This window comes from Streptomyces roseus (genome assembly GCF_001044425.1).
GTDB lineage: Bacteria > Actinomycetota > Actinomycetes > Streptomycetales > Streptomycetaceae > Streptomyces > Streptomyces roseus.
This window is the reverse complement of sequence record NZ_LFML01000053.1, coordinates 1-22,705: the sequence shown is the minus strand read 5'-3', so window position 1 is coordinate 22,705 and position 22,705 is coordinate 1. Positions and strand designations below refer to the sequence as shown.

20 protein-coding genes and 1 pseudogene are annotated in these 22,705 nt (G+C 73.8%); 7 read left to right on the top strand and 14 right to left on the bottom strand.

What is annotated here, in order from left to right:
• Nucleotides 1-77: 77 nt before the first annotated feature.
• On the top strand, nt 78-1,277 hold the full coding sequence (locus ACS04_RS14060; RefSeq protein WP_048476918.1) for a S8 family peptidase: 1,200 nt from the start codon (nt 78-80) through the stop codon (nt 1,275-1,277).
• Between the two features lie 105 nt (nt 1,278-1,382).
• Here the strand turns inward: ACS04_RS14060 and ACS04_RS14055 are convergent, their stop codons facing one another.
• The 3 genes from ACS04_RS14055 to ACS04_RS14045 all read right to left on the bottom strand — a co-directional run bounded on the left by ACS04_RS14055 (nt 1,383) and on the right by ACS04_RS14045 (nt 4,551).
• Nucleotides 1,383-1,988, bottom strand: a complete 606-nt coding sequence (locus ACS04_RS14055) for a TetR/AcrR family transcriptional regulator (RefSeq protein WP_048476917.1) — start codon at nt 1,986-1,988, stop codon at nt 1,383-1,385.
• Between the two features lie 77 nt (nt 1,989-2,065).
• The gene (locus ACS04_RS14050) at nt 2,066-3,790 is read right to left on the bottom strand and encodes a class I adenylate-forming enzyme family protein (protein ID WP_048476916.1); all 1,725 of its coding nucleotides are present in this window, start codon (nt 3,788-3,790) and stop codon (nt 2,066-2,068) included.
• A complete protein-coding gene (locus ACS04_RS14045) occupies nt 3,787-4,551 on the bottom strand; it encodes an SDR family oxidoreductase (protein ID WP_048476915.1) in 765 nt (254 codons plus the stop codon). Before ACS04_RS14045 ends, ACS04_RS14050 begins: the two co-directional genes overlap by 4 nt.
• A 94-nt stretch (nt 4,552-4,645) precedes the next feature.
• On the opposite strand from ACS04_RS14045, the gene ACS04_RS14040 reads away from it, so the two are divergent.
• The 4 genes from ACS04_RS14040 to ACS04_RS14025 all read left to right on the top strand — a co-directional run bounded on the left by ACS04_RS14040 (nt 4,646) and on the right by ACS04_RS14025 (nt 9,001).
• Entirely contained in the window at nt 4,646-5,905 is a 1,260-nt protein-coding gene (locus tag ACS04_RS14040; protein ID WP_048476914.1) for an exo-beta-N-acetylmuramidase NamZ family protein, read from the top strand.
• A 114-nt stretch (nt 5,906-6,019) separates the two neighbouring features.
• The gene (locus ACS04_RS14035; RefSeq protein WP_048476913.1) at nt 6,020-7,393 is read left to right on the top strand and encodes a hypothetical protein; all 1,374 of its coding nucleotides are present in this window, start codon (nt 6,020-6,022) and stop codon (nt 7,391-7,393) included.
• A gap of 154 nt (nt 7,394-7,547) precedes the next feature.
• Nucleotides 7,548-8,174, top strand: a complete 627-nt coding sequence (locus tag ACS04_RS14030) for a hypothetical protein (RefSeq protein ID WP_048477013.1) — start codon at nt 7,548-7,550, stop codon at nt 8,172-8,174.
• A gap of 71 nt (nt 8,175-8,245) precedes the next feature.
• Nucleotides 8,246-9,001 carry a 3-keto-5-aminohexanoate cleavage protein gene (locus ACS04_RS14025; RefSeq protein ID WP_048477012.1) on the top strand — a complete coding sequence of 252 codons (756 nt, stop codon included), beginning with the start codon at nt 8,246-8,248 and terminating at the stop codon, nt 8,999-9,001.
• Here the strand turns inward: ACS04_RS14025 and soxR are convergent.
• Nucleotides 8,982-9,425 (bottom strand): redox-sensitive transcriptional activator SoxR, encoded by a 444-nt coding sequence (soxR, locus tag ACS04_RS14020; protein WP_048477011.1) that lies wholly within the window; start codon nt 9,423-9,425, stop codon nt 8,982-8,984. The genes ACS04_RS14025 and soxR overlap by 20 nt on opposite strands.
• Before the next feature lie 134 nt (nt 9,426-9,559).
• On the opposite strand from soxR, the gene ACS04_RS14015 reads away from it, so the two are divergent.
• Nucleotides 9,560-10,021 (top strand): MaoC family dehydratase, encoded by a 462-nt coding sequence (locus ACS04_RS14015; protein WP_048476912.1) that lies wholly within the window; start codon nt 9,560-9,562, stop codon nt 10,019-10,021.
• 12 nt (nt 10,022-10,033) lie between these two features.
• Here the strand turns inward: ACS04_RS14015 and ACS04_RS14010 are convergent, their stop codons facing one another.
• The 3 genes from ACS04_RS14010 to ACS04_RS14000 form a co-directional block, all read right to left on the bottom strand.
• Complete coding sequence (locus ACS04_RS14010) at nt 10,034-10,681, bottom strand: TetR/AcrR family transcriptional regulator (protein WP_048476911.1); 648 nt, start codon at nt 10,679-10,681, stop codon at nt 10,034-10,036.
• A gap of 89 nt (nt 10,682-10,770) precedes the next feature.
• The gene (locus tag ACS04_RS14005) at nt 10,771-11,061 is read right to left on the bottom strand and encodes a YiaA/YiaB family inner membrane protein (RefSeq protein WP_048476910.1); all 291 of its coding nucleotides are present in this window, start codon (nt 11,059-11,061) and stop codon (nt 10,771-10,773) included.
• Between the two features lie 109 nt (nt 11,062-11,170).
• Nucleotides 11,171-12,322: an acyl-CoA dehydrogenase family protein gene (locus ACS04_RS14000; protein WP_048476909.1), complete on the bottom strand. Its 1,152-nt coding sequence runs from the start codon at nt 12,320-12,322 to the stop codon at nt 11,171-11,173.
• An 89-nt stretch (nt 12,323-12,411) separates the two neighbouring features.
• Here ACS04_RS14000 and ACS04_RS13995 point away from each other — a divergent pair, with 89 nt between their 5' ends.
• Nucleotides 12,412-13,068, top strand: a complete 657-nt coding sequence (locus ACS04_RS13995) for a TetR/AcrR family transcriptional regulator (protein WP_048477010.1) — start codon at nt 12,412-12,414, stop codon at nt 13,066-13,068.
• A gap of 91 nt (nt 13,069-13,159) precedes the next feature.
• Here ACS04_RS13995 and ACS04_RS13990 read toward each other — a convergent pair whose 3' ends face one another.
• The 7 genes and pseudogenes from ACS04_RS13990 to ACS04_RS13960 all read right to left on the bottom strand — a co-directional run.
• Nucleotides 13,160-14,239, bottom strand: a complete 1,080-nt coding sequence (locus ACS04_RS13990; RefSeq protein WP_048476908.1) for a Zn-dependent alcohol dehydrogenase — start codon at nt 14,237-14,239, stop codon at nt 13,160-13,162.
• 100 nt (nt 14,240-14,339) lie between these two features.
• Nucleotides 14,340-15,752, bottom strand: coding sequence for an aldehyde dehydrogenase family protein (locus ACS04_RS13985; RefSeq protein ID WP_048476907.1), 1,413 nt, complete (start codon nt 15,750-15,752; stop codon nt 14,340-14,342).
• A 106-nt stretch (nt 15,753-15,858) separates the two neighbouring features.
• A pseudogene (locus ACS04_RS13980) lies at nt 15,859-17,351 on the bottom strand (CitMHS family transporter).
• Between the two features lie 73 nt (nt 17,352-17,424).
• A complete protein-coding gene (locus ACS04_RS13975; RefSeq protein WP_048476906.1) occupies nt 17,425-19,710 on the bottom strand; it encodes a molybdopterin oxidoreductase family protein in 2,286 nt (761 codons plus the stop codon).
• 168 nt (nt 19,711-19,878) lie between these two features.
• Nucleotides 19,879-20,499, bottom strand: coding sequence for a TetR/AcrR family transcriptional regulator (locus tag ACS04_RS13970; RefSeq protein WP_048477009.1), 621 nt, complete (start codon nt 20,497-20,499; stop codon nt 19,879-19,881).
• Between the two features lie 35 nt (nt 20,500-20,534).
• Entirely contained in the window at nt 20,535-21,845 is a 1,311-nt protein-coding gene (locus ACS04_RS13965; protein ID WP_048477008.1) for a hypothetical protein, read from the bottom strand.
• A gap of 103 nt (nt 21,846-21,948) precedes the next feature.
• Nucleotides 21,949-22,705: cupredoxin domain-containing protein (locus ACS04_RS13960; RefSeq protein ID WP_048476905.1), on the bottom strand; the 757-nt coding region annotated here is incomplete at its 5' end.

The window sequence follows — 22,705 nt, the reverse complement described above, 5'->3', positions numbered from 1 at the left end:
GATTTGCGCCTGTCAATCGGAACAGGGTTCTTCAGAAGTTTGACGCCCCACACGTCAGCAAGAGGAGAACTCTCCATATGGCAACTCACAAGCGCTCGCGCACATTTCGGTACGCGGCGATCGGCACGGCAGTGGCCGCCACGGCCGCAGTGACCCTGATCGCCAGCCCCTTGGCCGGGGCCGCGACCCCGGCCGAGGGCACGGTGTACGGACTGGGCGCACCCGGTGCGATCAGCGGTAGCTACGTCGTCATCCTCGACGCATCCGCGAACAAGGAGCAGCTGGCCAAGAAGTACGGCGGCGAGCTGAAGCGCACCTACAGCTCCGGGGTCAACGGCTTCTCGGCCGCGGGGCTGAGCGAGACCGAGGCCAAGCGGCTCGCCGCGGACCCGGCCGTCGGCAAGGTCGTGCAGAACAAGAAGTTCACCATCAAGGCCACGCAGGACAACCCTCCCTCCTGGGGTCTGGACCGGATCGACCAGAGCGCCAAGGCGGGCGACAAGAAGTACAACTACCCCGACAGCGCCGGCGAGGGCGTGACGGCGTACGTCATCGACACCGGCATACGGACGACCCACAAGGACTTCGGCGGCCGCGCGACGTCCGGGTTCGACGCGGTGGACAACGACGACAAGGCCGACGACGGCAACGGCCACGGCACGCACGTCGCGGGCACCATCGGGGGGACCGCGCACGGCGTCGCCAAGAAGGCGAAGCTGGTCGCGGTGCGGGTGCTGGACGACAACGGCTCCGGCACCACCGAGCAGGTGGTCGCCGGGATCGACTGGGTCACCCAGCACCACTCGGGTCCCTCGGTCGCCAACATGAGCCTGGGCGGCGGCGCGGACGAGGCGCTCGACGAGGCGGTGCGCCGGGCCATCGCCTCGGGCGTGACCTTCGCGGTGGCGGCGGGCAACGAGTCCGCGGACGCCGGCCAGGGCTCGCCCTCCCGGGTCCCGGAGGCGATCACGGTGGCGTCGAGCACCATCGACGACCAGCAGTCCTCGTTCTCCAACTTCGGCTCGGTGGTGGACCTGTACGCGCCGGGTTCGGACATCACGTCCGACTGGAACGACAGCGACACCGGCACGAAGACCATCTCGGGCACCTCCATGGCCACCCCGCACGTGGTGGGCGCCGCGGCGGTCTACCTGGCCGGGCACCCGTCCGCGACCCCGGCGCAGACGGCCGCGGCGCTGACGGCCGCCGCCACCAGCGGCGCGGTGACCAACCCTTCGGCGGGCAGGGCGAACAAGCTGCTGAAGGTGGCCCCGTAACGGATCCCGCGAGGCGCCCCGCCAGGGGTCCCGCCGCGGCTCCCGCGAGGGGCCCGGCGACGGGTCCGGCGACGGGTCCGGCGACGGGTCCGGTGACGGGCGCCGTTACGGACGCAGGGCGCGCAGCAGCAGGTCGGCGAGGTGATCGGCGACCTGCTGCGGCGTGAGCGGACCGTCCACCCGGTACCAGGTGGACAGGTGGTGGACCGACCCGAAGTGGTAGTCCACCACCAGGTCCGCGGGGGTCGCGGTGGAGAACACCCCGGTGCGCTGGCCTTCCTCGACCAGCGCCCGGAACCGCTCGTGGTAGCGCCGGCGCTCGGCCCGCACCTGCTTGAACTTCTCCGGGCTGAGCTGGTGCATCGACCGGAAGAAGATCGCCGCGTCGTCGAGGTTCTCGATGGTGGTGACCACCACGTCGGCGGCCGCGGCGCGCAGCCGCTCCTCGACCGGGGCACCGGAATCGGCCACCGCGTCGAGGCGCTGCTGCTGGAGGCGCAGCATCCGTGCGTACACCTCGTGCAGCAGGTCGTCCTTGGACCCGAAGTAGTGGTAGAGCGCGCCCTTGGTGACCCCGGCCGCCTCGACGATCTCCTGGACGGAGGTGCGGTCGTAGCCGCGCTCGGCGAAGAGCCGGGTGGCGACGGCCAGCAGCCGCTGCGGCACCGGGGTCTCGTGCGTGCCTTCGGGCTCCGTGGTCCTGGCAGCCATGGCGCTGACCTTCCCTTCCCTGTTCCCTGGTCCGTACGACCAGCTGTGCGAGCGGCTGGACGACCGTACGGCTGTTTTCAGCCGCGGTCGCGCAGCTCCCGTCGCAGGATCTTGCCACTCGTGGTCTTCGGCAGGACAGGCAGGATCTCCACTTCGCGCGGGTATTTGTACGCGGCGATGCGGGCGGCGCAGTACCGCGACAGCTCGTGCGGCTCGGCCGAGGCGCCGGGGCGCAGGCTCACGTACGCCTTCACGCTCTCGCCGCGGTACGGGTCCGGGACGCCGACCACGGCCGCCTCGCGCACGGCGGGGTGGGTGTAGAGCACGTCCTCGACCTCGCGCGGCCAGACCTTGAACCCGGAGGCGTTGATCATGTCCTTCTTGCGGTCGACGACGTAGAGCCAGCCGTCCGCGTCCATGAAGCCGACGTCGCCGGTGCGCAGTTCGCCGTCCGGGAAGGCCTTGGCGGTGTCCGCGGGCAATCCCCAGTAGCCGGGGGCCACCTGGGGTCCGCGGACGGCGATCTCGCCGGTCTCGCCGAAGGGCACCTCGGCGCCGTGCTCGTCGAGGATCCGTACGAGGGTGTCGGCGCCGGGCAGGCCCACGGAGAGGGTGCCGGAGGCGGGGTCCACGGGGGCTTCGAGGTGCACGGGCACCGAGGCGCAGGGGGCGGTGCACTCGGTGAGGCCGTAGCCGTTGCGCAGGTAGAAGCCGTACGCGGCGCGCAGGCGCTCGACGAGGGCGGGCGGGAGCGGGGCGCCGCCGCTGGAGAGCACCTGGAACGAGGCGAAGTGGTCGGCGGTGGCCTCGGGGTGGGCGGCGAGGGCCATGAAGGCGGTGGCCGGGCCGACGGTGTAGGCGGGGCGGTGGGCGAGGAAGGCGTCGAGGACGACGCCGGCGTCGAACCGGTGGGCGAGGACGAGGGTGCCGGCGTTGGCGAGGCAGGCGCCGAGCTCGCAGACCATGCCGGTGATGTGGAAGAGGGGCGCGAGGGCGAAGTAGGTGGCGCCCTCGGGGAGGGGGTGTCCGGTGACCTGCCGGACGGCGTTGTGGGTGAGCGCGCCGTGCGGGTTCATGGCGCCCTTGGGGGTGCCGCTGGTGCCGGAGGTGTAGCTGATGAGCGCGGTGTCGGCGGCGGTGAGACCGGGGTCCGGCGGGGCGGGGTGGCCGCGCCGGGCCACGGCGGTGAGGTCGGCGGGAGCGGGCGCGTCGGCGGGCTCGGCCGTGGCGGGCTCCGGAACGGCGCCTGGAGCGGCACTCGGCGCGGCATCCGGTTCTGCCGGGGCGAAGACGCGCGGGTCGTTCCGGCTCTGGAAGTCCCGGTCCGAGGCGGTCAGGGCGACCCGTACGGCGGTGCCGCGGGCGGCTCCGGCCGCGTACGCCGTCCACGCGCGCTCCTCGCAGACCAGCGCGGCGGCCCCGGAGTCCCGGAGGATGTGCCCGATCTCGCCCGCTTTGTACATGGGGTTGAGGGGTACGACCACGGCCCCGGCCTTCCAGGCGGCCAGGACGGCCAGCACGAAGTGCGGGGTGTTCTGGAGCATGACGGCGACCCGGTCCCCGCGCCCGATGCCGTGGGCGGCGAGGTGGCCGGCGACGGAGTCGGAGAGCGCGTCGGTCTCGGCGTAGCCGATGCGGCCGTCGAAGTAGGCCAGCGCGGTGCGCCCGGGGGCCCTGGCGACGGCCTCGCGGAAGGCGTGCAGCAGGCTCGGCGGCGGGGAGACGGGGGCGCGCTGGGCCGCACTGAGCAGTCCCAGCCACGGTTTGGACGCGTAGCCGGAGGGCCGGGTCGGCTGTGTCACCTGGTCTCCCACTTCTGCTGGATGTGGTTCATGCCCGAGATCCAGCGGTCCGGTTCGGTGGCGCGGGCGGCGTAGTAGTCCGCGACCTCGGGGTGCGGCAGGATCAGGAACCGGCCCTTCTCCATGCCGTCGAACAGTGCGTCCGCGACCGCTTCCGGCTCGATCGCGGTCGGCGCGAGGACGAGTTCGCCCGCCGAGCCCGCCGCCGTCAGCATGTCGGTGCGGACCCCTTGCGGGCAGATGGCGTGGACCTGGAGGCCGCGGTGGCGGTAGGTCAGCGAGAGCCACTCCGCGAAGGCGAGCGCACCGTGCTTGGTGACACTGTACGGCGCCGCCCCGATCATGGTCAGCAGTCCCGCCGCCGAGACGGTGGACACGAAGCGCCCGCTCCCGCGCTCCAGCCAGTCGGGCAGCAGCAGCCGTGCCGCGCGCACGTGCGCCATGACGTTGGTGTCCCAGGCCGCCTCCCAGACGGCCTCGTCGGCGAACGCGTCGCCGCCGGAGCCGAGGCCGGCGTTCGCGCAGTAGACGTCCACCCGGCCGCCGAGTGCCTCGCGGGCCTCGGCCACGACGGAAGAGGCGTCGCCCGGGACCGCGATCGCCCGGGCGCCGATCTCCCCCGCCACGGCGGCGGCCCTGGCCGCGTCGAGGTCGTTGACCACGACCGTGGCCCCCTCCGCGGCGAAGCGGCGGGCGAGGGCGGCGCCGATGCCGCCGCCCGCGCCGGTGACGACGACTCGCTGGTCCTGGTACGCGCTCACGGGATCACCTTTCAGGGGGCTCACGGCCGGATGCCCGGCAGACTAACCGGTCGGTATGTCGGGGTGGAAGAGGGGCGGCCCCTAGCGTGACGGGATGACGCTGTCGCGACGGGGGCTGCTGGGACTGGCGGGAACGACAGGGGCCCTGGGGGCGGTGGGCGCGGCGCCGGGCCCGGCTCCGGACCGGGCCGGCGAGGCCGCCGACCGGGTGCGCACCGGCTTCGAACAGCTCGCCGCCGACGGCTACGCGCTGCTCACCGGCCGGCGGGTCGGCCTCGTCACCAACCCCACGGGGATCACCGCCGACGCCCGCCACCTGGTCGACGTACTGCACGAGGACCCCCGGGTGAAGCTGGTCGCGGTGTTCGGGCCGGAGCACGGGTTCCGCGGGACGGCGCAGGCGGGCGACTCCGAGGCGGCCGGGCGCGATCCGGCGACGGGCCTGCCGGTGTACGACACGTACGGCAAGAGCGGGCAGAAGCTCGCTGACGTGTTCACCGCGGCCGGGATCGACACGGTCGTCTTCGACATCCAGGACGTCGGGGCCCGGTTCTACACCTACATCTGGACCCTGTACGACTGCATGCGCGCGGCCGCGCTGGCGGACAAGGCCGTCGTCGTGCTGGACCGGCCGAACCCGGTGGGCGGCCGCCGCGCCGCCGGGCCCGTACTGGAGCCGGCGTACGCGAGTGGCGTGGGGCGGGAGGCCATCGCGCTCGCGCACGGGATGACGGTGGCCGAGTTGGCCCTGCTGTTCAACGCGGAGTTCCTGGCCGCGAAACCGGTCAGGCTGAGCACCGTACGGATGAGCGGGTGGCGGCGGGAGTCCTTCTTCGCGGCGACCGGGCTGCCCTGGGTGCCGCCGAGTCCGAACGTGCCGACGCCGGACACGGCGCTCGCGTACGCCGGCACCTGCCTGTTCGAGGGCACCAACCTGTCCGAGGGGCGCGGGACGACCACGCCCTTCGAGGTGGTCGGCGCGGAGGGCGTGGACCGGCGCTGGGCGGAGGCGGCCCAGGAGCTCGGCCTGCCCGGGGTGTGGTTCCGGGAGGCCTACTTCACCCCGGCCTTCTCCAAGTTCACCGGAAAGGTGTGCGGCGGGGTCCGGCTGATCGTGCACGACCGGGCGGCCTTCGATCCGGTGCGGGCGGGCATCGGGCTGCTGGTGACCGCGAAGCGGACGTGGAGCGGCTTCGCGTGGCGCACGGACCACTGGATCGACCGGCTGACCGGAACGGACCGGGTCCGGAAGATGATCGACGCGGGGGCCGGGGTGGAGGAGATCGCGGGCGACTGGGAGGCCGGGCTGGAACGGTTCGCGGCGGTGCGGGGGCGGTACCTGCTGTATCCGTGAACTCCCGGGAATCCGCGCGAGTTCCCGGGAATGCGTGGGCACCGGGGGTGAGACCGGGTAAGAGCACCGGCAGGGTGCCGGACGGCACCGGAGAGACGGCGCGGAGGGGGCCTCATGTCGGATGCGACGGCGGTGGGCGGCGGGATCGGGGTCGGTCCGTACGCGGAGCTGACCTTCGATGCCGACGGGGACGTGGACCCGGGCAGCCAGGACGCGGTGAGCGCGCTGGAGGCGACCGACCTGCTGGTCTTCGCCCACGGCTGGAACAGCGACCGGGCGACCTCGACGCGGCTCTTCGACCGGTTCTACGCGCCGTTCCCGGGGCTGGTGGCGCCGGGGGTGCGGCTGGGATACGTGGGTGTCGTCTGGCCCTCGATCCGGTTCTCGGACGAGCCGATACCGGACTTCGACCCGCACGGCGCGCTCGCCGTGCCCGGCCACGGCACGGCCCTGGACCCCGCCACGCTGCGGGCCCTCGGGGAGTTCTGGCCGGGGCGGGTGGCGGAGCTGGACCGGGTCGCCGAACTGCTGGAGGAGCGGCCGGAGTCCCCCGCGGCGTTCACCGAATTCGGGGCGCTGGTCCGGGAGCTGGCGGGCCTGGACACGGTGGACGCCGTGGACGCGGTGGACGCGGTCGTCGTCGCCGGTGCGGCGGGCGCGGGAGGTGCGAGGGGCACCGCCGCCGTTCCTCCGGCCGCGCCCGCGGTGCCCGCCATCTTCACCGAGGACGTGCTGGAGGTGTGCCGGACCCTCACGGAGGGGCTCGCCGAGGCGGGCGGGCCGCCGGGGGGTGCCGCCGGGCCCGGTCTCGGCCTCGGCGGCGGCCTGCGCGCGCTGTGGAGCGGCGCCAAGGAGCTGCTGCGGCAGGCCACGTACTACCAGATGAAGAAGCGGGCCGGCGTCGTCGGCGAGCGCGGCCTCGGCCCGGTCCTGGCCGAACTGGCGGGCCGCCGCCCCGCCCTGCGCATCCACCTCATAGGCCACAGTTTCGGGGCCCGGGTGGTCTCCTACTCGCTGCGCGCCGTGCCGGACGGCGCCCGCTACGTGAAGTCCGCGACCCTGCTCCAAGGCGCCTTCTCCCACTACTCCTTCGCCGACCGGCTCCCCCACGACAAGAGCAGCGGCGGCACCCTGCGCGGCATGCAGCGCAAGGTCGACGGCCCGGTGGTCGCCTGCCACTCCCCGTACGACTCCGCCCTCAAGGTCTTCTATCCGCTGGCCTCCCGGATGGCAGGGGATTCGGCCGGTCTCCTCGGCCTGGACGAGCGGTGGGGCGCGATCGGGCACGACGGGGTGCAGGCGGTGACGGGCGCACCGCGGCTCACCCTCGACGCGGCCCTGCGCTCGGGGGTGCCGCAGGCCGGTTGCGTCAGTGTGGACACCGGGTCCGTGGTGCGCCGCGGGGGCCCGCCCTCGGGGGCGCACAGTGACATCTGCCACGAGGAGCTGGCCCGGCTCGTGGTTGCCGCGGGGCGCATGGGGCGCTGACTTCCGGCCATGTGCCACCCGCACGCCTCGACCGCCCCCGCATGCGCCCGCACCTGGCCGGGCATGTTGGGCACATCTCACGGTGCGTCGTCGTTCGACGTGGTACGACGACGCCCCCCGGTGCGGGCGTGGGCGCGACGGAGGTGAAGGTGTGATGGCGGGATTCCGAAGTCTGGCGTACCAGGTGCGGGACGCGCGCAACGATCGTGCCCTGCGGCGCCATTCGCTGCGCCGCTGCCTGGAGCGGTTCGCTCCGTACGGGCACCGGGCGACGTGGTGGCATCTGTGCGACCGGCACGGGATCGCCCCCGAGGACCGGGCGGCCGATCCGCAGCGGCTGGTGGCCGCGCTGGAGGAGCTGGAGGAGGCCCGGGCGGTCTGGCTGGAGTACGAGCGGCAGTTCGCGGAGCGGCGCCGCAGGGAGAAGTACCACGGGCTGCGCCGGCCCGAGTGGGCGTGGGGCGGCAGTGGGGACGCGGTGGTGCGGTGCGCCGATCCGGGGGTGCGGCCGGACGGGACGCTCGGCGAGGTGCTGCGTCGGCTGGTGGCGGCGCTGGAGTCGGAGCCGGGGACGGGGTGCCCGGTCTGCGGGGAGCAGGAGCTGCTCTGGCCCGCGCACGGGCCGGGGCACAGACGGGGGCCCCGTGCGGGGCATCGCGCCTGGGAGGGTGCCTGGGCCTGGGACGGCCCGGTGTGCGCGGGCTGCGGGATCGTCGTGCCGAGGCCGGCGCTGCTGGACGCGGTCTCGGTGGCGGACCCCGCTTCGGCGGGGGCGGCGTGAGCGGGCGGGGACGGGGGACGGCGGGATCGGATCCGGCGCGGGATTCGGCGACGGGTTCCGTGCCGGCTCCGGTGCTGGTGTCGCTGAACGGTGGGCGCGGCGGCGCCGACGGCGTGGCCGTGCCCCTGTCCCCGCCGGACCTGGTGGAGTCGGCTCTGGCGGCGGTGGCCGCAGGGGCCGGGGAGGTGCTGGTCCACCCGCGGACCCCGTGCGGCCGGGAGAGCCTGTCGCCCCGGGTGGTCGGGCCGCTGCTGGAGGCGATGCGGGGCGCGGGGGTCTTCGTACCGCTTTCGGTGTCCGCGGGAATCGGGGCCGAGCCGGATCCGGCGGGGCGGCTGGAGCGGGTCCGGTCGTGGACGGTGCTGCCGGACCGGGCGGTGGTGCATTTCGCGGAGCCGGGGGCCGAGGAGCTGGCTCAGGCCCTGCTGGCGCGGGGCGTGGCGGTGGACGCGGTGGTTCCGCTGGGCTCGGAGGGCGGAGCCGGGCCCGGCGCGGAGCCGGGGCCGGACGCGCTGGAGCGGTTCCTGGCCTGGCCCGTACGGGACCCCGGGCGGATCCGGCTCGCGGTGGAGCTCGCCGCCGCCGATCCGGCGCTGGTGGCGGGGCTGCGGTGGCTGCCGCCGGTGCCGCTGCTGCTGTTCGGGCGGGGAGCCGCCGCCTGGCCGGTGCTGCGGCTGGCCGCGCGGTGCGGTGCGGCCGTGCGGACCGGCGTGGGCGACGTACTGCACCTGCCGGACGGCCGTCCGGCGCGCTCGAACGCCCAGCTGGTGGCGGCGGCCCGGGAGATCTCCGCCGCCGCGGGGGCGGCTACAGCCGGGAGCCGGTGAGCTGTTCGCCGAAGACGTCGTCCGGGTTGGACAGGGCGCAGTTCTTCAGCGAGAGGCAGCCGCAGCCGATGCAGTCGGTCAGATGGTCGCGCAGCCGTGCCAGCTGGGTGATGCGGCGGTCGAGCTCGGTGCGCCAGGTCTCCGAAAGCCGGGCCCAGTCCTCGCGGTTGGGGGTGCGCTCCTCGGGGAGCTGGGCGAGTGCCTCGCGGATGGCGGCGAGCGGGATGCCGACGCGCTGGGCGGCGCGCACGAAGGCCACCCTGCGCAGTGCGTCGCGGCTGTAGCGGCGCTGGTTGCCGGTGGTGCGGCGGCTGCTGATGAGGCCCTTGGTCTCGTAGAAGTGCAGCGCGGAGACGGCCGCGCCGCTGCGGGCGGACAACTGGCCGACGGTGAGCTCGTGGACTTTCTCGGGAATCTGCGGCACGAGGCCGAGGGTAGTCGGCCGGTCCGACATTCGTTGACAGACGAGTCGTTGACAGATACATGCGGCCCCAGCATGCTGAGCAGCGCGCTGAGCAAGCGCTTATTCGCCCGAGAACGCCAGGGAGAGGGAGACGCATGGCCGAGCCGAGGATCTTCACGTCCGCCGAGGAGCTGCGCGCAGGGGTCGGGGAGCCGCTCGGTCCGAGCGGGTGGCTGGAGGTGGACCAGAAGCGGATCGACCTGTTCGCCGACGCCACCGGTGACCACCAGTGGATCCACGTGGACCCCGAGCGTGCCGCGGACGGGCCCTTCGGCTCCACCATCGCCCACGGCTATCTGACGCTGTCGCTGCTGCCGAGCCTGGTCCCCCAGATCATGCGGGTCGAGGGCATGAAGATGGGCATCAACTACGGCACGAACAAGGTGCGCTTCCCGGCGCCCGTGCCGGTCGGCTCGCGACTGCGCGCCACCGCCGTGATCACCGAGGTCACCGAGGCGGGCGGCGGCGTCCAGGTCACGGCGGCGGTCACCGTCGAGCGCGAGGGCGGCGACAAGCCGGTGTGCGTCGCGGAGTCGGTGTCCCGCTACTACTTCTGACCGGCCCGCGCACTACTTCCGGGGCGTACCGGAGCCGTCCGGGGCGGCTCCGACCATGCGCAGGACGAGGTCGGCGTAGAGCGCGCCGACCTCGTCGGGCGTCCGGCGGCCGGCCGCGTTGAACCAGCGGGCCACGTCGATGCACAGGGACAGGACGGCGAGGGTGGTGCCGGGGACGTCCGGAACGTGGAACTCCCCCGCCGCGACTCCTTCGGCGAGGATGCGGCGGACGGCGGCGTCGCTCCGCTGCCGCAGTTCCACGATCTCGCCGCGGTGCTCGGGGGCGAGGGCGTCGAGCTCGTACTGGACCACGCGGGCGGTGGTGTGGTGCGCGGCGTGCCACAGCACGAAGGACCGTACGGCGGCGTCGAGGCGTTCGGCGGCCGAGCCCGGTCCGCCCGCGGCGGTCTCCAGGATCTCCAGGGCCTTGTCGTGGCCGATCCGGCTGATCCGGTGGAGGAGCTCTTCCTTGGTCTTGTAGTGGATGTAGAGCGCGGCCGGGCTCATCCCGGCCCGCCCGGCGATGTCCCGCGTGGTGGTGGCGTGGTACCCGCGCTCCGCGAACGCTTCGACGGCGGCGACGAGCAGCCGCCGTGCGGCGTCGGGGGTGACCTCCGACCACGGCCGGTAGCCGCCGGTCGTCTCCTCCGCGCTGTCCATCGCTCGCTCACCCTCTTCGTCCTGTGGAAGGAACACCTTACCGGAGGGTGAGCAAGCGCTTAGCGACCTTCGGGACACGTGGCCGCCGCTCAGACCTTCGGCTGGAAGGGGTCGTAGTCGGCCATGATCTTCTCCATCCGGGCCTGGTCGACCCGGGTGACGATCTGGGTGAGCTCCTGGCGGTCCCGGATCACCTTGGCGAGGGTGAAGGCCGAGGTCGTGAGGTAGAGGACCGCGATGCCGAGGAAGGCGCGGACCCAGCCGTCCACCTGGAGGTGGTAGATCCCCAGGGCGACGGCACAGAGGGCGACGGCGAAGGAGGCGAGGGCCTGACCGTAGTACGCCGTCGAGTTGCGCTGCTTGACCGGTGTCTCGTTCATGGGCCCAGCATCGGGCGGCGCGGCCGCGCGCGCCTGCGCGCACGTACTCAAGTGCGTACTCAGGCCGGGCCCTCGGGCGGACGGGCCCGTACTCGGTACGGGCCCGGGCTCAGAAGGCGGAAACCCCGGTGCGGGCGCGGCCGATCAGCAGCTTCTGGATCTGGCTGGTGCCCTCGTACAAGGTCATCACGCGGGCGTCGCGCAGCAGTTTGCCCGCCGGGTACTCGTCGACGTAGCCGTAACCGCCGTGCACCTGGAGGGCATTGCTCGCGGCGCGCACGGCGGCCTCGGAAGCGAAGAGCTTCGCGGTGGAGGACTCGGTGGCGAAGGGCTGCCCGCGGTCGACGAGGTCGGCGACCCGCCAGGTGAGCAGCCGGGCGGCGTCCACGTCGACCGAGATGTCGGCGATCAGCTCCTGGACGAGCTGGTGGTGGGCGATGGGCTTGCCGAACTGCTCGCGCTGGGCGGCGTACGAGACGGCCGCGTCCAGCGCCGCCTGCGCGATGCCGACGCAGCCGGCGGCGACCGACATCCGCCCCTTGGCCAGGGCCGACATGGCCACGGAGAAGCCCTTGCCCTCGGGGCCGAGCATCGCGGAGGCGGGGACGCGGACGCCGTCGAGGACGAGTTCGGCGGTGGCCTGGCCGCGCAGGCCCAGCTTGCCGTGGATCTCGCGGCGGGTCAGTCCCGGGGAGTCGGCGGGGACGAGGAAGGCGGAGACCCCGCGGTGGCCGGGCTCGTCGTTGGTGCGGGCGAAGAGCAGGACCACGTCGGCCCAGGTGCCGTTGGTGATGAACATCTTGTTGCCGCTGACGACGTACGCGTCCCCCTCGCGCACGGCGCGGGTGGTGAGGCTGCCCGCGTCGGAGCCGGTGCCGGGCTCGGTCAGGCCGAAACAGCCGAGCGCCCGGCCGGAGCAGAGGCGGGGCAGCCAGGCGCGCTTCTGCTCCTCGGTCCCCCAGGCGGCGATGGTCTTGGCGACCAGGCCGAGGGAGACGGAGACGATGCCGCGCACGGCGGAGTCACCGCGGCCGAGTTCCTCGGTGACGAGGACGTAGGCGAGGTGGTCGCCACCGGAGCCGCCGTACTCCTCGGGGACGGTCAGGCCGAGGAAGCCGAGGTCGCCGAGCTTCTTGACGATGGCCCGGTCCACGCTCTCGGCGCGGTCCCATCCGGCGGCGTACGGGGCGATCTCGCGGTCGGTGAACTCGCGGGCGAGCCGGCGCACGGCTTCCTGTTCCTCGCTCAGCTCCAGATTCACCGGGCACCTCCGGGCGGTCCGGCGCGGTCGACCCGGAAGGGTTAACTAGCACCGGTAGTTTATGGCGGGCAGGCCCTACTATGTGGCGCATGGCCAGACCGCGCAAGCCCCTCCTCAGCCGGGACCTCATCGTCGGGGCGGCGGGCGCGCTGGTGGACGCGGAGGGACTGGAGGCGGTCTCGACGCGGCGGCTGGCCGCCGCGCTGGGGGTCAGCGGGCCGTCGCTGTACAACCACTTCCGCACGAAGGACGAGATCCTGGAGGCGGTCGCGGACGCGGTGAGCGCCCGTGTCGACTTGTCGATGTTCGAGCCGGGGGCGGGGCGTGACTGGCGGGGCGCCCTGCACGACTGGGCCCACTCGTACCGGGACGCGCTGTCCGACCACCCGAACATCGTGCCGGTGCTGGCGCGCGGCCCGGGCCGGCGGCCGGCGGGGCTGCGGGTGGCGGACGCGGTGTTCGGCGCGATGACGGCGGCCGGGTGGCCGCCGGCCCAGGCGACCCGGATCGGCGCGCTGATGCGGTACTTCATCCTGGGCTCGGCGGTGGCCTCGTTCGCCGGAGGTTTCGTGGACGACGAAGCCGCGTACGACCCGTCGGACTACCCCCACCTCGGTCAGGCCCACCTGCTGGCCGAGCGCCGGCGCGAGGTGGACGAAGGCGCGTTCGAGACGGGTCTGGCCGCCCTGCTGGACGGACTGGCCCTCCAGCACGAGGCGTTGACGGGTCGGACGACGGGCCGCTAGGCGTGGGAGGCCGACCGGCGCCGACGGGCGGCGGCCAGTAAGCGGCGGGCGGCGTCGGCGGGGGGGGCGGGCGGCGGTATGCGGCGGGCGGTCAGAACACGACGAGCGAGCGGCCGCCCTTGCCGGCCAGCATCGCCTCGAAGGCGGCGGGGATGCCGTCCAGGGTGATGCGGTCGGTGACCAGGGAGCCGAGGTCGAGGCGGCCGGCGCGGACGTGTTCGGCGATCAGCGGCAGATCGCGCGCCGGGTCGCTGTTGCCGTACACGCAGCCGGTGAGGGTGCGGGCGAAGTGGAAGATCTCCAGGGCGTGGAAGCCCACCTTCTGGTCCTTTCCGCCGATGCCGACGACCGTGGTGCGGCCTCCGCGGCGCGTGGAGTCCCAGGCCGCGCGGATGGACGCCGCCCGGCCCGCGCACTCGACGGCGACGTCGGCGCCCTGTCCGCCGGTGAGGGCGCGGATCTGCTTGGCGGTGGTGTCGGAGGCGAGCACGAACGCGGTGGCTCCGGCCGCCCGGGCCAGCTCCTCCTTGGCCGGGGAGACGTCGACGGCCACGATCGGGCCCGCTTCGGCGATGCGCGCGGCCTGGAGCGCGGCCAGGCCGACTCCGCCGACGCCGAAGACGGCGACGGACTCGCCCGGGCGCACCCGGGCGCTGTTGCGCACCGCGCCGTAGCCGGTCAGGACCGCGCAGCCGAGCAGGGCCGCCTCGACGAGCGGGATCCCGGCGGGCGCGGGCAGCACGCAGTGGGCGGCGACGACCGTCTCCTCGGCGAACGCGGCCACGTTCAGCCCCGGGTGCAGCGCCGTGCCCTCGGCGTCATGGGCGTAGACCGCCCCGACCCCGCTGAGCGCCTTGGCGCAGAGCCAGACCTCGCCGATCGAGCAGTGGTGGCACTCCCCGCAGGACGGGGACCAGTTGAGCACCACGCCGTCGCCGGGCGCGACGTGGGTGACGCCCTCGCCGACGGCCAGGACCGTCCCCGCACCCTCGTGGCCGAGGACGGCGGGGACGGGGACCGTCATGGTGCCGTCGGTGAGCGAGAGGTCGGAGTGGCAGACACCGGCCGCGGCGAGCCGCACCCGTACCTGGCCGGGGCCGGGATCGGGCAGGACGATCTCCCTAATCTCCAGCGGTGCTCCGACGGCGGGCAGGATGGCGGCGCGGACCATGGTCGTTTTCCGTCTCTCGGGCTCGGGAGTGCGGGGCGGTGGCTTGGTGCGGTTGATGCGGTGCGGTGCGGTGCGGTGCGGTGTGGTTCTGCGCTGTCGCTCAGAACTGCAGGGACTTGGTCTGGAGGTACTCGGCCAGACCGTGCGGGCCGAGCTCGCGGCCGACGCCCGACTGCTTGTAGCCGCCGAAGGGCGCGAGCGGGTTGAAGCGGCCGCCGTTGATGTCGACCTGGCCGGTGTCCATGCGGCGCGCGAAGGCGACCGCGGTCTCCTCGTCCGCCGCCCACACCGCGCCGCCCAGCCCGTAGACGGTGCCGTTCGCGATGCGCAGGGCCTCGTCCTGGTCCTCGTACGGGAGGATCGACAGCACCGGGCCGAAGATCTCCTCCTGCGCGATGGTCATGTCGGGGGTGACGTCGGCGAACACGGTCGGGGCGATGAAGTACCCGTGCTCGTGCGGCGCCTCGGGGCCGCCGGCGACGAGTCGGGCACCCTCCTCGACGCCCTTGGTGATGTACCCGCGCACCCGGTCGCGCTGCTTGGCGTTGACGACCGGGCCGAGGCGGGTGCCGGGGTCGAGGGGATCGCCGGAGGGGTACTTGGCGACGGCGGCGGCCGCGAGCGAGACGGCCTCCTCGTACTGGTCGCGATGGACGAGCATCCGCGTGAGCGCGTTGCAGCTCTGGCCGGAGTTGTTCATGACGTGGCCCACGCCCGCCGCGACGGCCTTGGCCAGGTCGGCCCCGGGCAGGATGACGTTGGCCGATTTGCCGCCGAGTTCGAGGGCGACGCGCTTGACGGCGGCGCCGGCCGTGGCGCCGATCTGCCTGCCGACCGCGGTCGAGCCGGTGAAGGAGACGAGGTCCACTCCCTCGTGCGCGGCCAGGGCCTGGCCGGCGACCGGGCCGGTCCCGGTCACCAGGTTGAACACGCCGGCCGGGATGCCCGCCTCGTGCACGGCTTCGGCGAAGAGCTGTGCGGTCAGCGGGGTGTCCTCGGCCGGCTTGAGGACGAGGGTGCAGCCGGCGGCGAGAGCGGGTGCCACCTTGGCAACGATCTGGTGCAGCGGGTAGTTCCAGGGGGTGATGGCCCCGACCACGCCCACCGGCTCCATCAGCACGGTGGAGTTGCCGATCTTCTCCTCGAAGGCGTAGGAGGCGCCCAGCTCCGCGAAGGAGGAGGACACCGCGATCGGCGCACCCACGTGGACCATCTCCGAGAAGCCCCGCGGGGAGCCGAGCTCGGCGGTGATGAGCTCGGCGAACTCGCCCTTGCGGGCGACCAGCACGTCGCGCAGCGCCCCGATCAGGGCGGCCCGCTCGGCCGGGGGCGTGGCGGCCCAGCCGGGGAAGGCCGCGCGAGCCGCGCGGACGGCCGCGTCCACGTCGTCGGCGTTTCCGGCCGGGACCCCGCCGATGACCTGCTCGTCGGCCGGGTTGACCACCTCGATCCGCTCGCGTCCGGCGGCGGGCCGCCATGCGCCGTCGATGTACATCCCGTCGTGGGCCTTCATGGCTTTCCTCCCGAGCGTGCACGAACGCGTGGACGCGTAGACCTGACTCGTTCGACCACCCTACAAACTACCGCCGGTAGTTTTCGGCCCGCCAGGGGTCCCGGGCTCAGATGATGCCGAAAAGCATCCCTGCCCCGAGGACGACGAGGGAGGTGAGGGCCGCCCATTTCACGGTGAAGCGGGTGTGGTCGCCGAACTCGACCTTGGCCATGCCGACGAGGACGTAGACGGCGGGAACCAGCGGACTGGACATGTGCAGGGCCTGTCCGACCAGCGCGGCGCGGGCGATTTCGAGCGGGGAGACCCCGTGCGCGGCACCGGCCTCGGCGAGGACCGGCAGGACGCCGAAGTAGAAGCCGTCGTTGGACATGAAGTAGGTGAGCGGCAGGCTGAGCAAGCCGGTGACCAGGGCCATGTGCGGGCCCATGCCCTCCGGGACGACGCCGACGAGCCAGTCGGCCATGTGCTTGACCATGCCGGTGCCGCTGAGGACGCCGGTGAACACGGCCGCGGCGAAGACCATGCCGGCGACGTTCAGGACGTTGTCGGCGTGGGCGGCGATCCGGGCCTTCTGGTCGGGCATGTGGGGGAAGTTGACGGTGAGGGCGAGGGCGGCACCGAGGAGGAAGAGCACCGGGATGGGCAGCAGTTCCATGATCATCGCGGCGAGGAGGGCGACGGTGAGGCTGGCGTTGAACCAGTAGAGGCGCGGGCGCAGCGTCGCGCGGCGGGGGTCGAGGCCCTGGAAGCCTTCCTCGTACGGGGCGGCGCCGGAGGCGGCACCGGGAGCCGGGTCGGCAGCGCAGTCCGCGGCGGGGTCGGAGCCGCCGCGGGGACGCCGGATCCGCCGGACCCGGACCCCGCCCCAGCCCCGGTCGCCGTCCCGGCGGCGGCCCCCGTGGCGGTGGCGACCAGCAGACGCTCCTCGGCGGGCTCCGCGGGCTCCCCGGCCGGCCGCTCCGCTTCGTCGCCCGGCATGGCCAGCGTCCCGATCCGGCGGCGCTCCTTGAGGCCGAGGACGTACGCGAGGCCGAACACGAACAGCAGTCCGACCGCGAGGGCGGGGATCATCGGGACGAAGATGTCGGAGGCGTCGACCTTGAGGGCGGTCGCGGCGCGGGCCGTGGGGCCGCCCCAGGGCAGGGTGTTCATCACGCCGTTGGCGGTCGCGGCGACGCCCGTCATGACCACCAGGCTGAGGCCGAGCCGCTTGTACAGCGGGTACATGGCCGAGACGGTGATCATGAAGGTGGTCGAGCCGTCGCCGTCGAGCGACACGATCGCGGCCAGGACCGCGGTGCCGACCACGACCCGCACCGGGTCCGCCTTGCAGAAGCGCAGGATGCCGCGCACGATCGGGTCGAACAGGCCGACGTCGATCATCACGCCGAAGTAGACGATGGCGAACATCAGCATGGCGGCGGTCGGCGCGAGTTTGCCGACCCCGTCGATGACGTAGTCGCCGAGATGGGCGCTCTTTCCTGCGAACACGCAGAACAGCGCGGGGATGAGGACGAGCGCCGCGATGGGCGACATTTTCTTCATCATGATCAGCACCAGGAAGGTGGCGATCATGGCGAAGCCGAGGAAGGTCAGCATGCAGGGAACGTAGGTGCCTCCCCGGCACGTCAACAAGACGTCAGGGCGTGAGCAATACGAGCAAAACCCCAGCTCAGGGCAGGGGTGTCAGTTCGACGGGGAAGCCGTTGAGCACCGCGGTGCCGGACAGCGGGTCCAGCAGGGAGCCGTCGAGAAGCTGGTTGACGTTGACTCCGGGCGCCGCGGAGGCGACGGAGAGCCGGGCCCCGTCGCGGTCGTGGCCCCAGCCGTGCGGGAGGCTGACGACCCCGGTGCGGACGGTGTCGGTGACCTCGACGGGGACCTCCAGGCTGCCGCCGTCGGCGGTGATCCTGGCCATGCCGCCCTCGGTGAGGCCGAGCCGGCCTGCGTCCTCGGGATGCACCTGGAGGGTGCAGCGGTTGGAACCTCCGGTGAGGGCCGGGACGTTGTGCAACCAGCTGTTGTTGGACCGCAGGTGGCGGCGGCCCACGAGCACCAGGGTGGCGGGGCGGTCGGCGAGCGCCGCGCGCAGCCTGGGGAGCTCGGCCGTGATCGGGTCCGGGAGCAGCTCGATCCTGCCGCTGCGCGTCCTCAGCACCTCGGGGAGCCTGGGCCGCAGCGGGCCCAGGTCGATGCCGTGCGGGTGCGCGAGCAGCCGATCCAGGCTGAGCCCTTCGGCGGCGGCGCCGCTCGCGGGCGCGTCCTCGGCCGCGCCCGGCCCCGCGCCGGGAGCGCCGCCGAGGCCGAACCGGTCTCCGTACGGGCCGAGTCGGAGCATCAGGTCGAGCCGGCGCTCGGGGCCGTCGTCCCCGGTGAGCAGGCCGGCCAGGCGCTGGGGGTCCTGCCCGTGCAGCGGGGAGCGCGGGTCGGCGGTCTCCTTGGCGAGGACGCCGTGGATGACCATCTCGTCGACCGCGGACGGGGCCGCGGAGCCGTACCGGCCGGAAACGGCCAGGACCAGACGGGCGTGGATCTCGCACTCGTCGAGCCGGTCCGCTTCGAGCGGGACGGCCGGCCGGCTGTAGCGGACCTGGTTGCGGATGGCGAAGCCGTTGAAGGCGAAGTCGTGGTGCGCGCTCTGCGAGGGCGGTGGCGGGGGCAGTACGACGTGCGCGTGGCGGGAGGTCTCGTTGAGGTAGGGGTCGATGCTGACCATGAAGTCGAGCCCGGCCAGGGCCGCGTCGAGGCGCCGGCCGTCGGGGGCGGACAGCACCGGGTTGGCGGCGATGGCGACCAGGGCCCGGATCCGCCCCTCCCCCGGCGTCTCGATCTCCTCGGCCAGGGCTGCGATGGGCAGTTCGCTCTTGGCCTCCGGGTGGCCGCTGACCCGGCTGAGCCAGCGGCCCAGGGCGAAGCCCTTGCCCGGCCCGGCGGGGCGCGGCCGGGGACCGGCGGCCGGGAGCGGGAAGAGGGCTCCCCCGGGCCGGTCGAGGTTGCCGGTGAGGATGTTCAGCACGTCGATCAGCCAGCTGGCCAGCGTGCCGTACTCGACGGTGCAGCTGCCGATCCGCCCGTAGACGGCGGCGGTGGGCGCCGCCGCGAGGGCACGGGCCAGATCGCGGATCTCGGCGGCCGTGAGGTCGCAGGCGGGGGCGACGGCCTCGGGAGTGAAACGCGCGAGGGCTTCGGCGAGTTCCCCGAGCCCCTCGGTGCGTTCCGCCAGGGCGCCGGGGGCGGCGAGCCGCTCCGCGAGGAGGGTGTGCGCGAGGGCGGCCAGCAGCAGGGCGTCGCTGCCGGGGCGGGGCGCGAGGTGGAGATCGGCCAGTTTCGCGGTGCGGGTGCGGCGCGGGTCGACGACGACCAGGGTGCCCCCGCGGGCGCGCAGCGCCTTGAGCCGGCCCGGGAAGTCGGGGGCGGTGCACAGGGATCCGTTGGACTCGACCGGGTTGGCGCCGAGGAGCAGGAGGAAGTCGGTCCGGTCGAGGTCGGGGACCGCGATGGCGAACGGGTCGCCGAAGAGGAGCCCGCTGGAGACGTGCTTGGGCATCTGGTCGAGGGTGCTGGCGGTGAAGAAGTTGCGGGTGCCGAGTGCTTTGAGCAGGAGCGGCGGGTACAGGTTGCCGGCCATCGTGTGCACGTTGGGGTTGCCGAGGACGACGCCGACCGACTGGGGCCCGCACTCCCGCACGAGGGCCGGGATCGCGGCGGCGACGGCCTCGTACGCCTCGTCCCACGTGGCCTCCCGGAGTCGGCCGTCGCGGCGGACGAGGGGGGTGCGCAGGCGGTCGGGGTCGGCGTCGAGCCCGCCGAAGGCCGCGCCCTTGGGGCAGATGAACCCGCGGCTGAAGACGTCTTCGCGGTCCCCGCGGGCGCCGGTGACGGTGGTGCCCTCGATGGTGAGGGTGAGGCCGCAGGTGGCTTCGCAGAGGGGGCAGATGCGCAGGGCGGTGCGGGGCATGGGCCCTCCAGGGGCGGCAGACGCGACACGAACACGGCGGCGAGCCGAGCATACCGACCGGTTGGCACGCGCGGGAGGGGTCTGCTGCCCGAGGACGGGCCGCTCGGCCCGCGGGCGCTGCGGAACGCGTCGGGGCAGCCGTCACCGCTCGCCGCCCGGCGGACGCAGTCAGTCCAGTACGCGGGCCAGGTACGCGTGCATCATGGCCCGGATCTCGGCCACGATGGCGGGGTCGCCCTCCGGATCGGCGCGGAAGGCCAGCTTCGTCAGCGCGTCGGTGGCCTCCACCGCGACCAGGACCGCCCGTTCCAGGGCGGGGTCCGGGGTCAGTCCGAGGTGGGCGGCGAGCAGTTCGGTGAGGCGTACGGCTACCAGCCCGTTGGGGTCGGCGGCCGGGCCCTCGGCCGGCGGCGCGGGCACCCCGAAGTCGACGAACGCGAAGCCGGGGACGGTCCGCTTCATGACGAGGTACTCGTCGAGCACGGCGTCCACGACCGACCTCCAGTCGCCGGCCGGGAGCGCGTCGAGCCGCTCCGCGATGGCGTCGGAGTACCGGTCCAGGTTGCGGTGGGCGAGGGCGATGGACATGGCCCGTTTGTTGCCGAAGAAGCGGTAGACCGAGCCGATGGGCACGCCGGCGCGCAGGGCGACGGCCCGGGTGCTGAGGTTCTCGTACCCGGTCTCGTCCAGGAGTTCGGCGCAGGCGTCGAGGATCCGGGCGAGCCGGTCGGCACTGCGCTGCTGGATCGGCGTCCGGCGCAGGGGGTGGGCGGGGGGCACGGGGTCCATCATGCCGCTCCTGGCTCCTCGGATCGGCAGCGGTCTCATTTCAGCAGGAGGCCGATGCCCCCGACCGTGTAAGTGATCATGAGCGCGAGCAGCGGCAGCTGGCCGGTGACGGCCCTGGCGGGTGGGAACAGGCGTACGGAGCGGTCGTGGGCGGCGATCACACCGAGTACGTGCCCGGTGACGACGGCGATGACCTGGAGGGCGGCGAGGCCGCCGGGGCCCAGTGGCGGCAAGGGTTCCGGGGCATTGTCAGTGCCGAGTGCGATGGTTACCGTGCGTGGTCCTTCGGCGACGAGGAGGGAGAAGTAATGGGCGACGAGATAGCCGAGCGCGATCGGCACGAGTGAGTGCGCGAAGGCGGTCAGCGGGCCGGGGTGCGGGCCGCAGACGAGGCGGGTGGCCGCCGCGCAGAGGCAGTACAGGGTGGCGATGAGGGCGATGGCGGTGAGCAGTCCGAGCGTGGCCGTGGGGGTGCGGCCGAGGGGGGAGGTCTGGAGGGTGTTGATCCACGAAGGGGTGTCGCAGTAGCCGTCGTAGGCGGTGGATCCGAGCAGGACGCAGACGGTGGCGACGAGTCCGGGCCGCTCGGGCGTCGCGTCGAGTCCGTGGAAGGGGTTGCGCAGGACCAGGCGGCCGTCGCTGCGGCGGCCGAGGGGGGAGAGCCGGGCCAGGAGGCAGGAGTACGCCTCGAAGGCGTCGGCGTCGGCGAACCAGCGCTCGCCGTAGTGGGCGGCGAACGCGAGGTGGACCGCGGCGTAGAGGACGAGGGCCGACAGGAGGGTGGTGGTGGATGCGGGGTCCGGAGCGGCGAGTTCGAGCCAGGTGAAGCCGAACAGTCCGGCGGCGGCGGGCCATTGCCCGAGCCGGGCGGGAAGGGGGGCGGGTGCGTGGTGCCGCAGGCGGGCGCGGGGCAGCCGGCGGCAGAGGCGGTGGAGGGTGCGGAGCGGGTTGAGCAGGCGCCAGACGGGGCCGAGGAGGAGGGAGGCGGGGACGAGTCCGACCCAGAGGAGGACGTAGACGGCGCCGGGGGCGGGGTTGCGCGCGGGGTCGTCGGGACCGAGGAGGAGGTGGAGCAGGACGGCGAGGGCGGCGGCGAGGCCGAGTCCGCGCAGGGCGGTACGGGTGGCCGGCGCGTCGGCCACCCGCTCCAGCCGGGCGGGCAGGGCGAGGCCTGACCGCTCGCCGCGGAAGCGGGAGGAGGACCAGAGGAGGCCGAGCGCGAGGAAGGAGAGGAACAGTGCGGCGAAGGCACCGGCGAAGGCGTAGAAGGGAGAGATCGGCAGATCGTGCTGGGAGCCGATCCCGTGCGCGAGCGTGGTGAGCGGACCGGCCGGACCAGGGACCACGCCCCGGCCCCCGCCACCACCGCCCGCGACGGGCCCGAGCCCGAGTGCGTCCGGGGTCACGACGGCCTGCCCGCCGCGGGGGCGCGTCCTGGTCCGGGCGGGGTCATCGGACGAGGAGCTGGATCAGGACGAGGTGGGACCCGTGGGTCTCGACCTCGAAGAGGCCCGTACGGTCGGCCGTCAGGACCAGGGTGGCCTCCTGGCCCGCCGGCAGGGCGAGTTCCCGGTCGTAGCCGTGGACGTGCAGGGTGTCGGCGCGGTCGCTCGTGACGCGCAGGGCCACGCGCTCCCCGCGCCGCAGCTCGGTGCGGCCCGGGGCGGGGGTGACCTTGCCGTCCCGGACGGTGAGGGTGACCGTGCGGTCGGCGGGGACCTGCGGCGTCGACTGCGGCGGTGACGCGGGCGCCGACTGCGGGGTGTGGCCGTGCCCTGCTTGGCCGGAGGTGGCGGCGGAGGCGGTGAGCGGGAGCGCGCTCTCGATCGGTTTGCCGGCGACGGCCCAGGCCGTGTGGTCGTCGGCGTAGAGGCGAACGGTCAAGGTGTGCGCGCCCTCGGGTACCTGGGCCGCCGGGAGGTGGAACCAGGGGCCGTACAGCCGGGCCAGTGTGCGGCCGTCGAGCTCCAGGTGCGCGTGGCCGGCGCCCGGGAGGGCGGCTCCGCCGGTGCTGTCGGGGGTGAAGCGGAAGTTCTCCACCGTCAGTTGGACGTTCCAGCCGTCCTCGGAGTCGGAACGGGCGGCAAGCCGTACCTCCGGCGCGCCCTCGGCCGGGATCTCGCGGAGCCGGTGGCCCGTCGGGTCCTGGGCGTCGAGCAGGGCGCCGGCGCTGCCGGTGGCCTGTTCGTGGCTGGTGCCGGGCTTG

Excerpts from the sequence above, each read along its gene's own strand:
- ACS04_RS14060 (WP_048476918.1), top strand. The coding sequence starts at position 78 with ATGGCAACTCACAAGCGCTCGCGCACATTTCGGTACGCGGCGATCGGC.
- ACS04_RS14055 (WP_048476917.1), bottom strand. The coding sequence starts at position 1,988 with ATGGCTGCCAGGACCACGGAGCCCGAAGGCACGCACGAGACCCCGGTG.
- ACS04_RS14040 (WP_048476914.1), top strand. The coding sequence starts at position 4,646 with ATGACGCTGTCGCGACGGGGGCTGCTGGGACTGGCGGGAACGACAGGG.
- ACS04_RS14035 (WP_048476913.1), top strand. The coding sequence starts at position 6,020 with ATGTCGGATGCGACGGCGGTGGGCGGCGGGATCGGGGTCGGTCCGTAC.
- ACS04_RS14030 (WP_048477013.1), top strand. The coding sequence starts at position 7,548 with ATGGCGGGATTCCGAAGTCTGGCGTACCAGGTGCGGGACGCGCGCAAC.
- ACS04_RS14015 (WP_048476912.1), top strand. The coding sequence starts at position 9,560 with ATGGCCGAGCCGAGGATCTTCACGTCCGCCGAGGAGCTGCGCGCAGGG.
- ACS04_RS14010 (WP_048476911.1), bottom strand. The coding sequence starts at position 10,681 with ATGGACAGCGCGGAGGAGACGACCGGCGGCTACCGGCCGTGGTCGGAG.
- ACS04_RS14005 (WP_048476910.1), bottom strand. The coding sequence starts at position 11,061 with ATGAACGAGACACCGGTCAAGCAGCGCAACTCGACGGCGTACTACGGT.
- ACS04_RS13995 (WP_048477010.1), top strand. The coding sequence starts at position 12,412 with ATGGCCAGACCGCGCAAGCCCCTCCTCAGCCGGGACCTCATCGTCGGG.
- ACS04_RS13990 (WP_048476908.1), bottom strand. The coding sequence starts at position 14,239 with ATGGTCCGCGCCGCCATCCTGCCCGCCGTCGGAGCACCGCTGGAGATT.
- ACS04_RS13985 (WP_048476907.1), bottom strand. The coding sequence starts at position 15,752 with ATGAAGGCCCACGACGGGATGTACATCGACGGCGCATGGCGGCCCGCC.
- ACS04_RS13975 (WP_048476906.1), bottom strand. The coding sequence starts at position 19,710 with ATGCCCCGCACCGCCCTGCGCATCTGCCCCCTCTGCGAAGCCACCTGC.
- ACS04_RS13970 (WP_048477009.1), bottom strand. The coding sequence starts at position 20,499 with ATGGACCCCGTGCCCCCCGCCCACCCCCTGCGCCGGACGCCGATCCAG.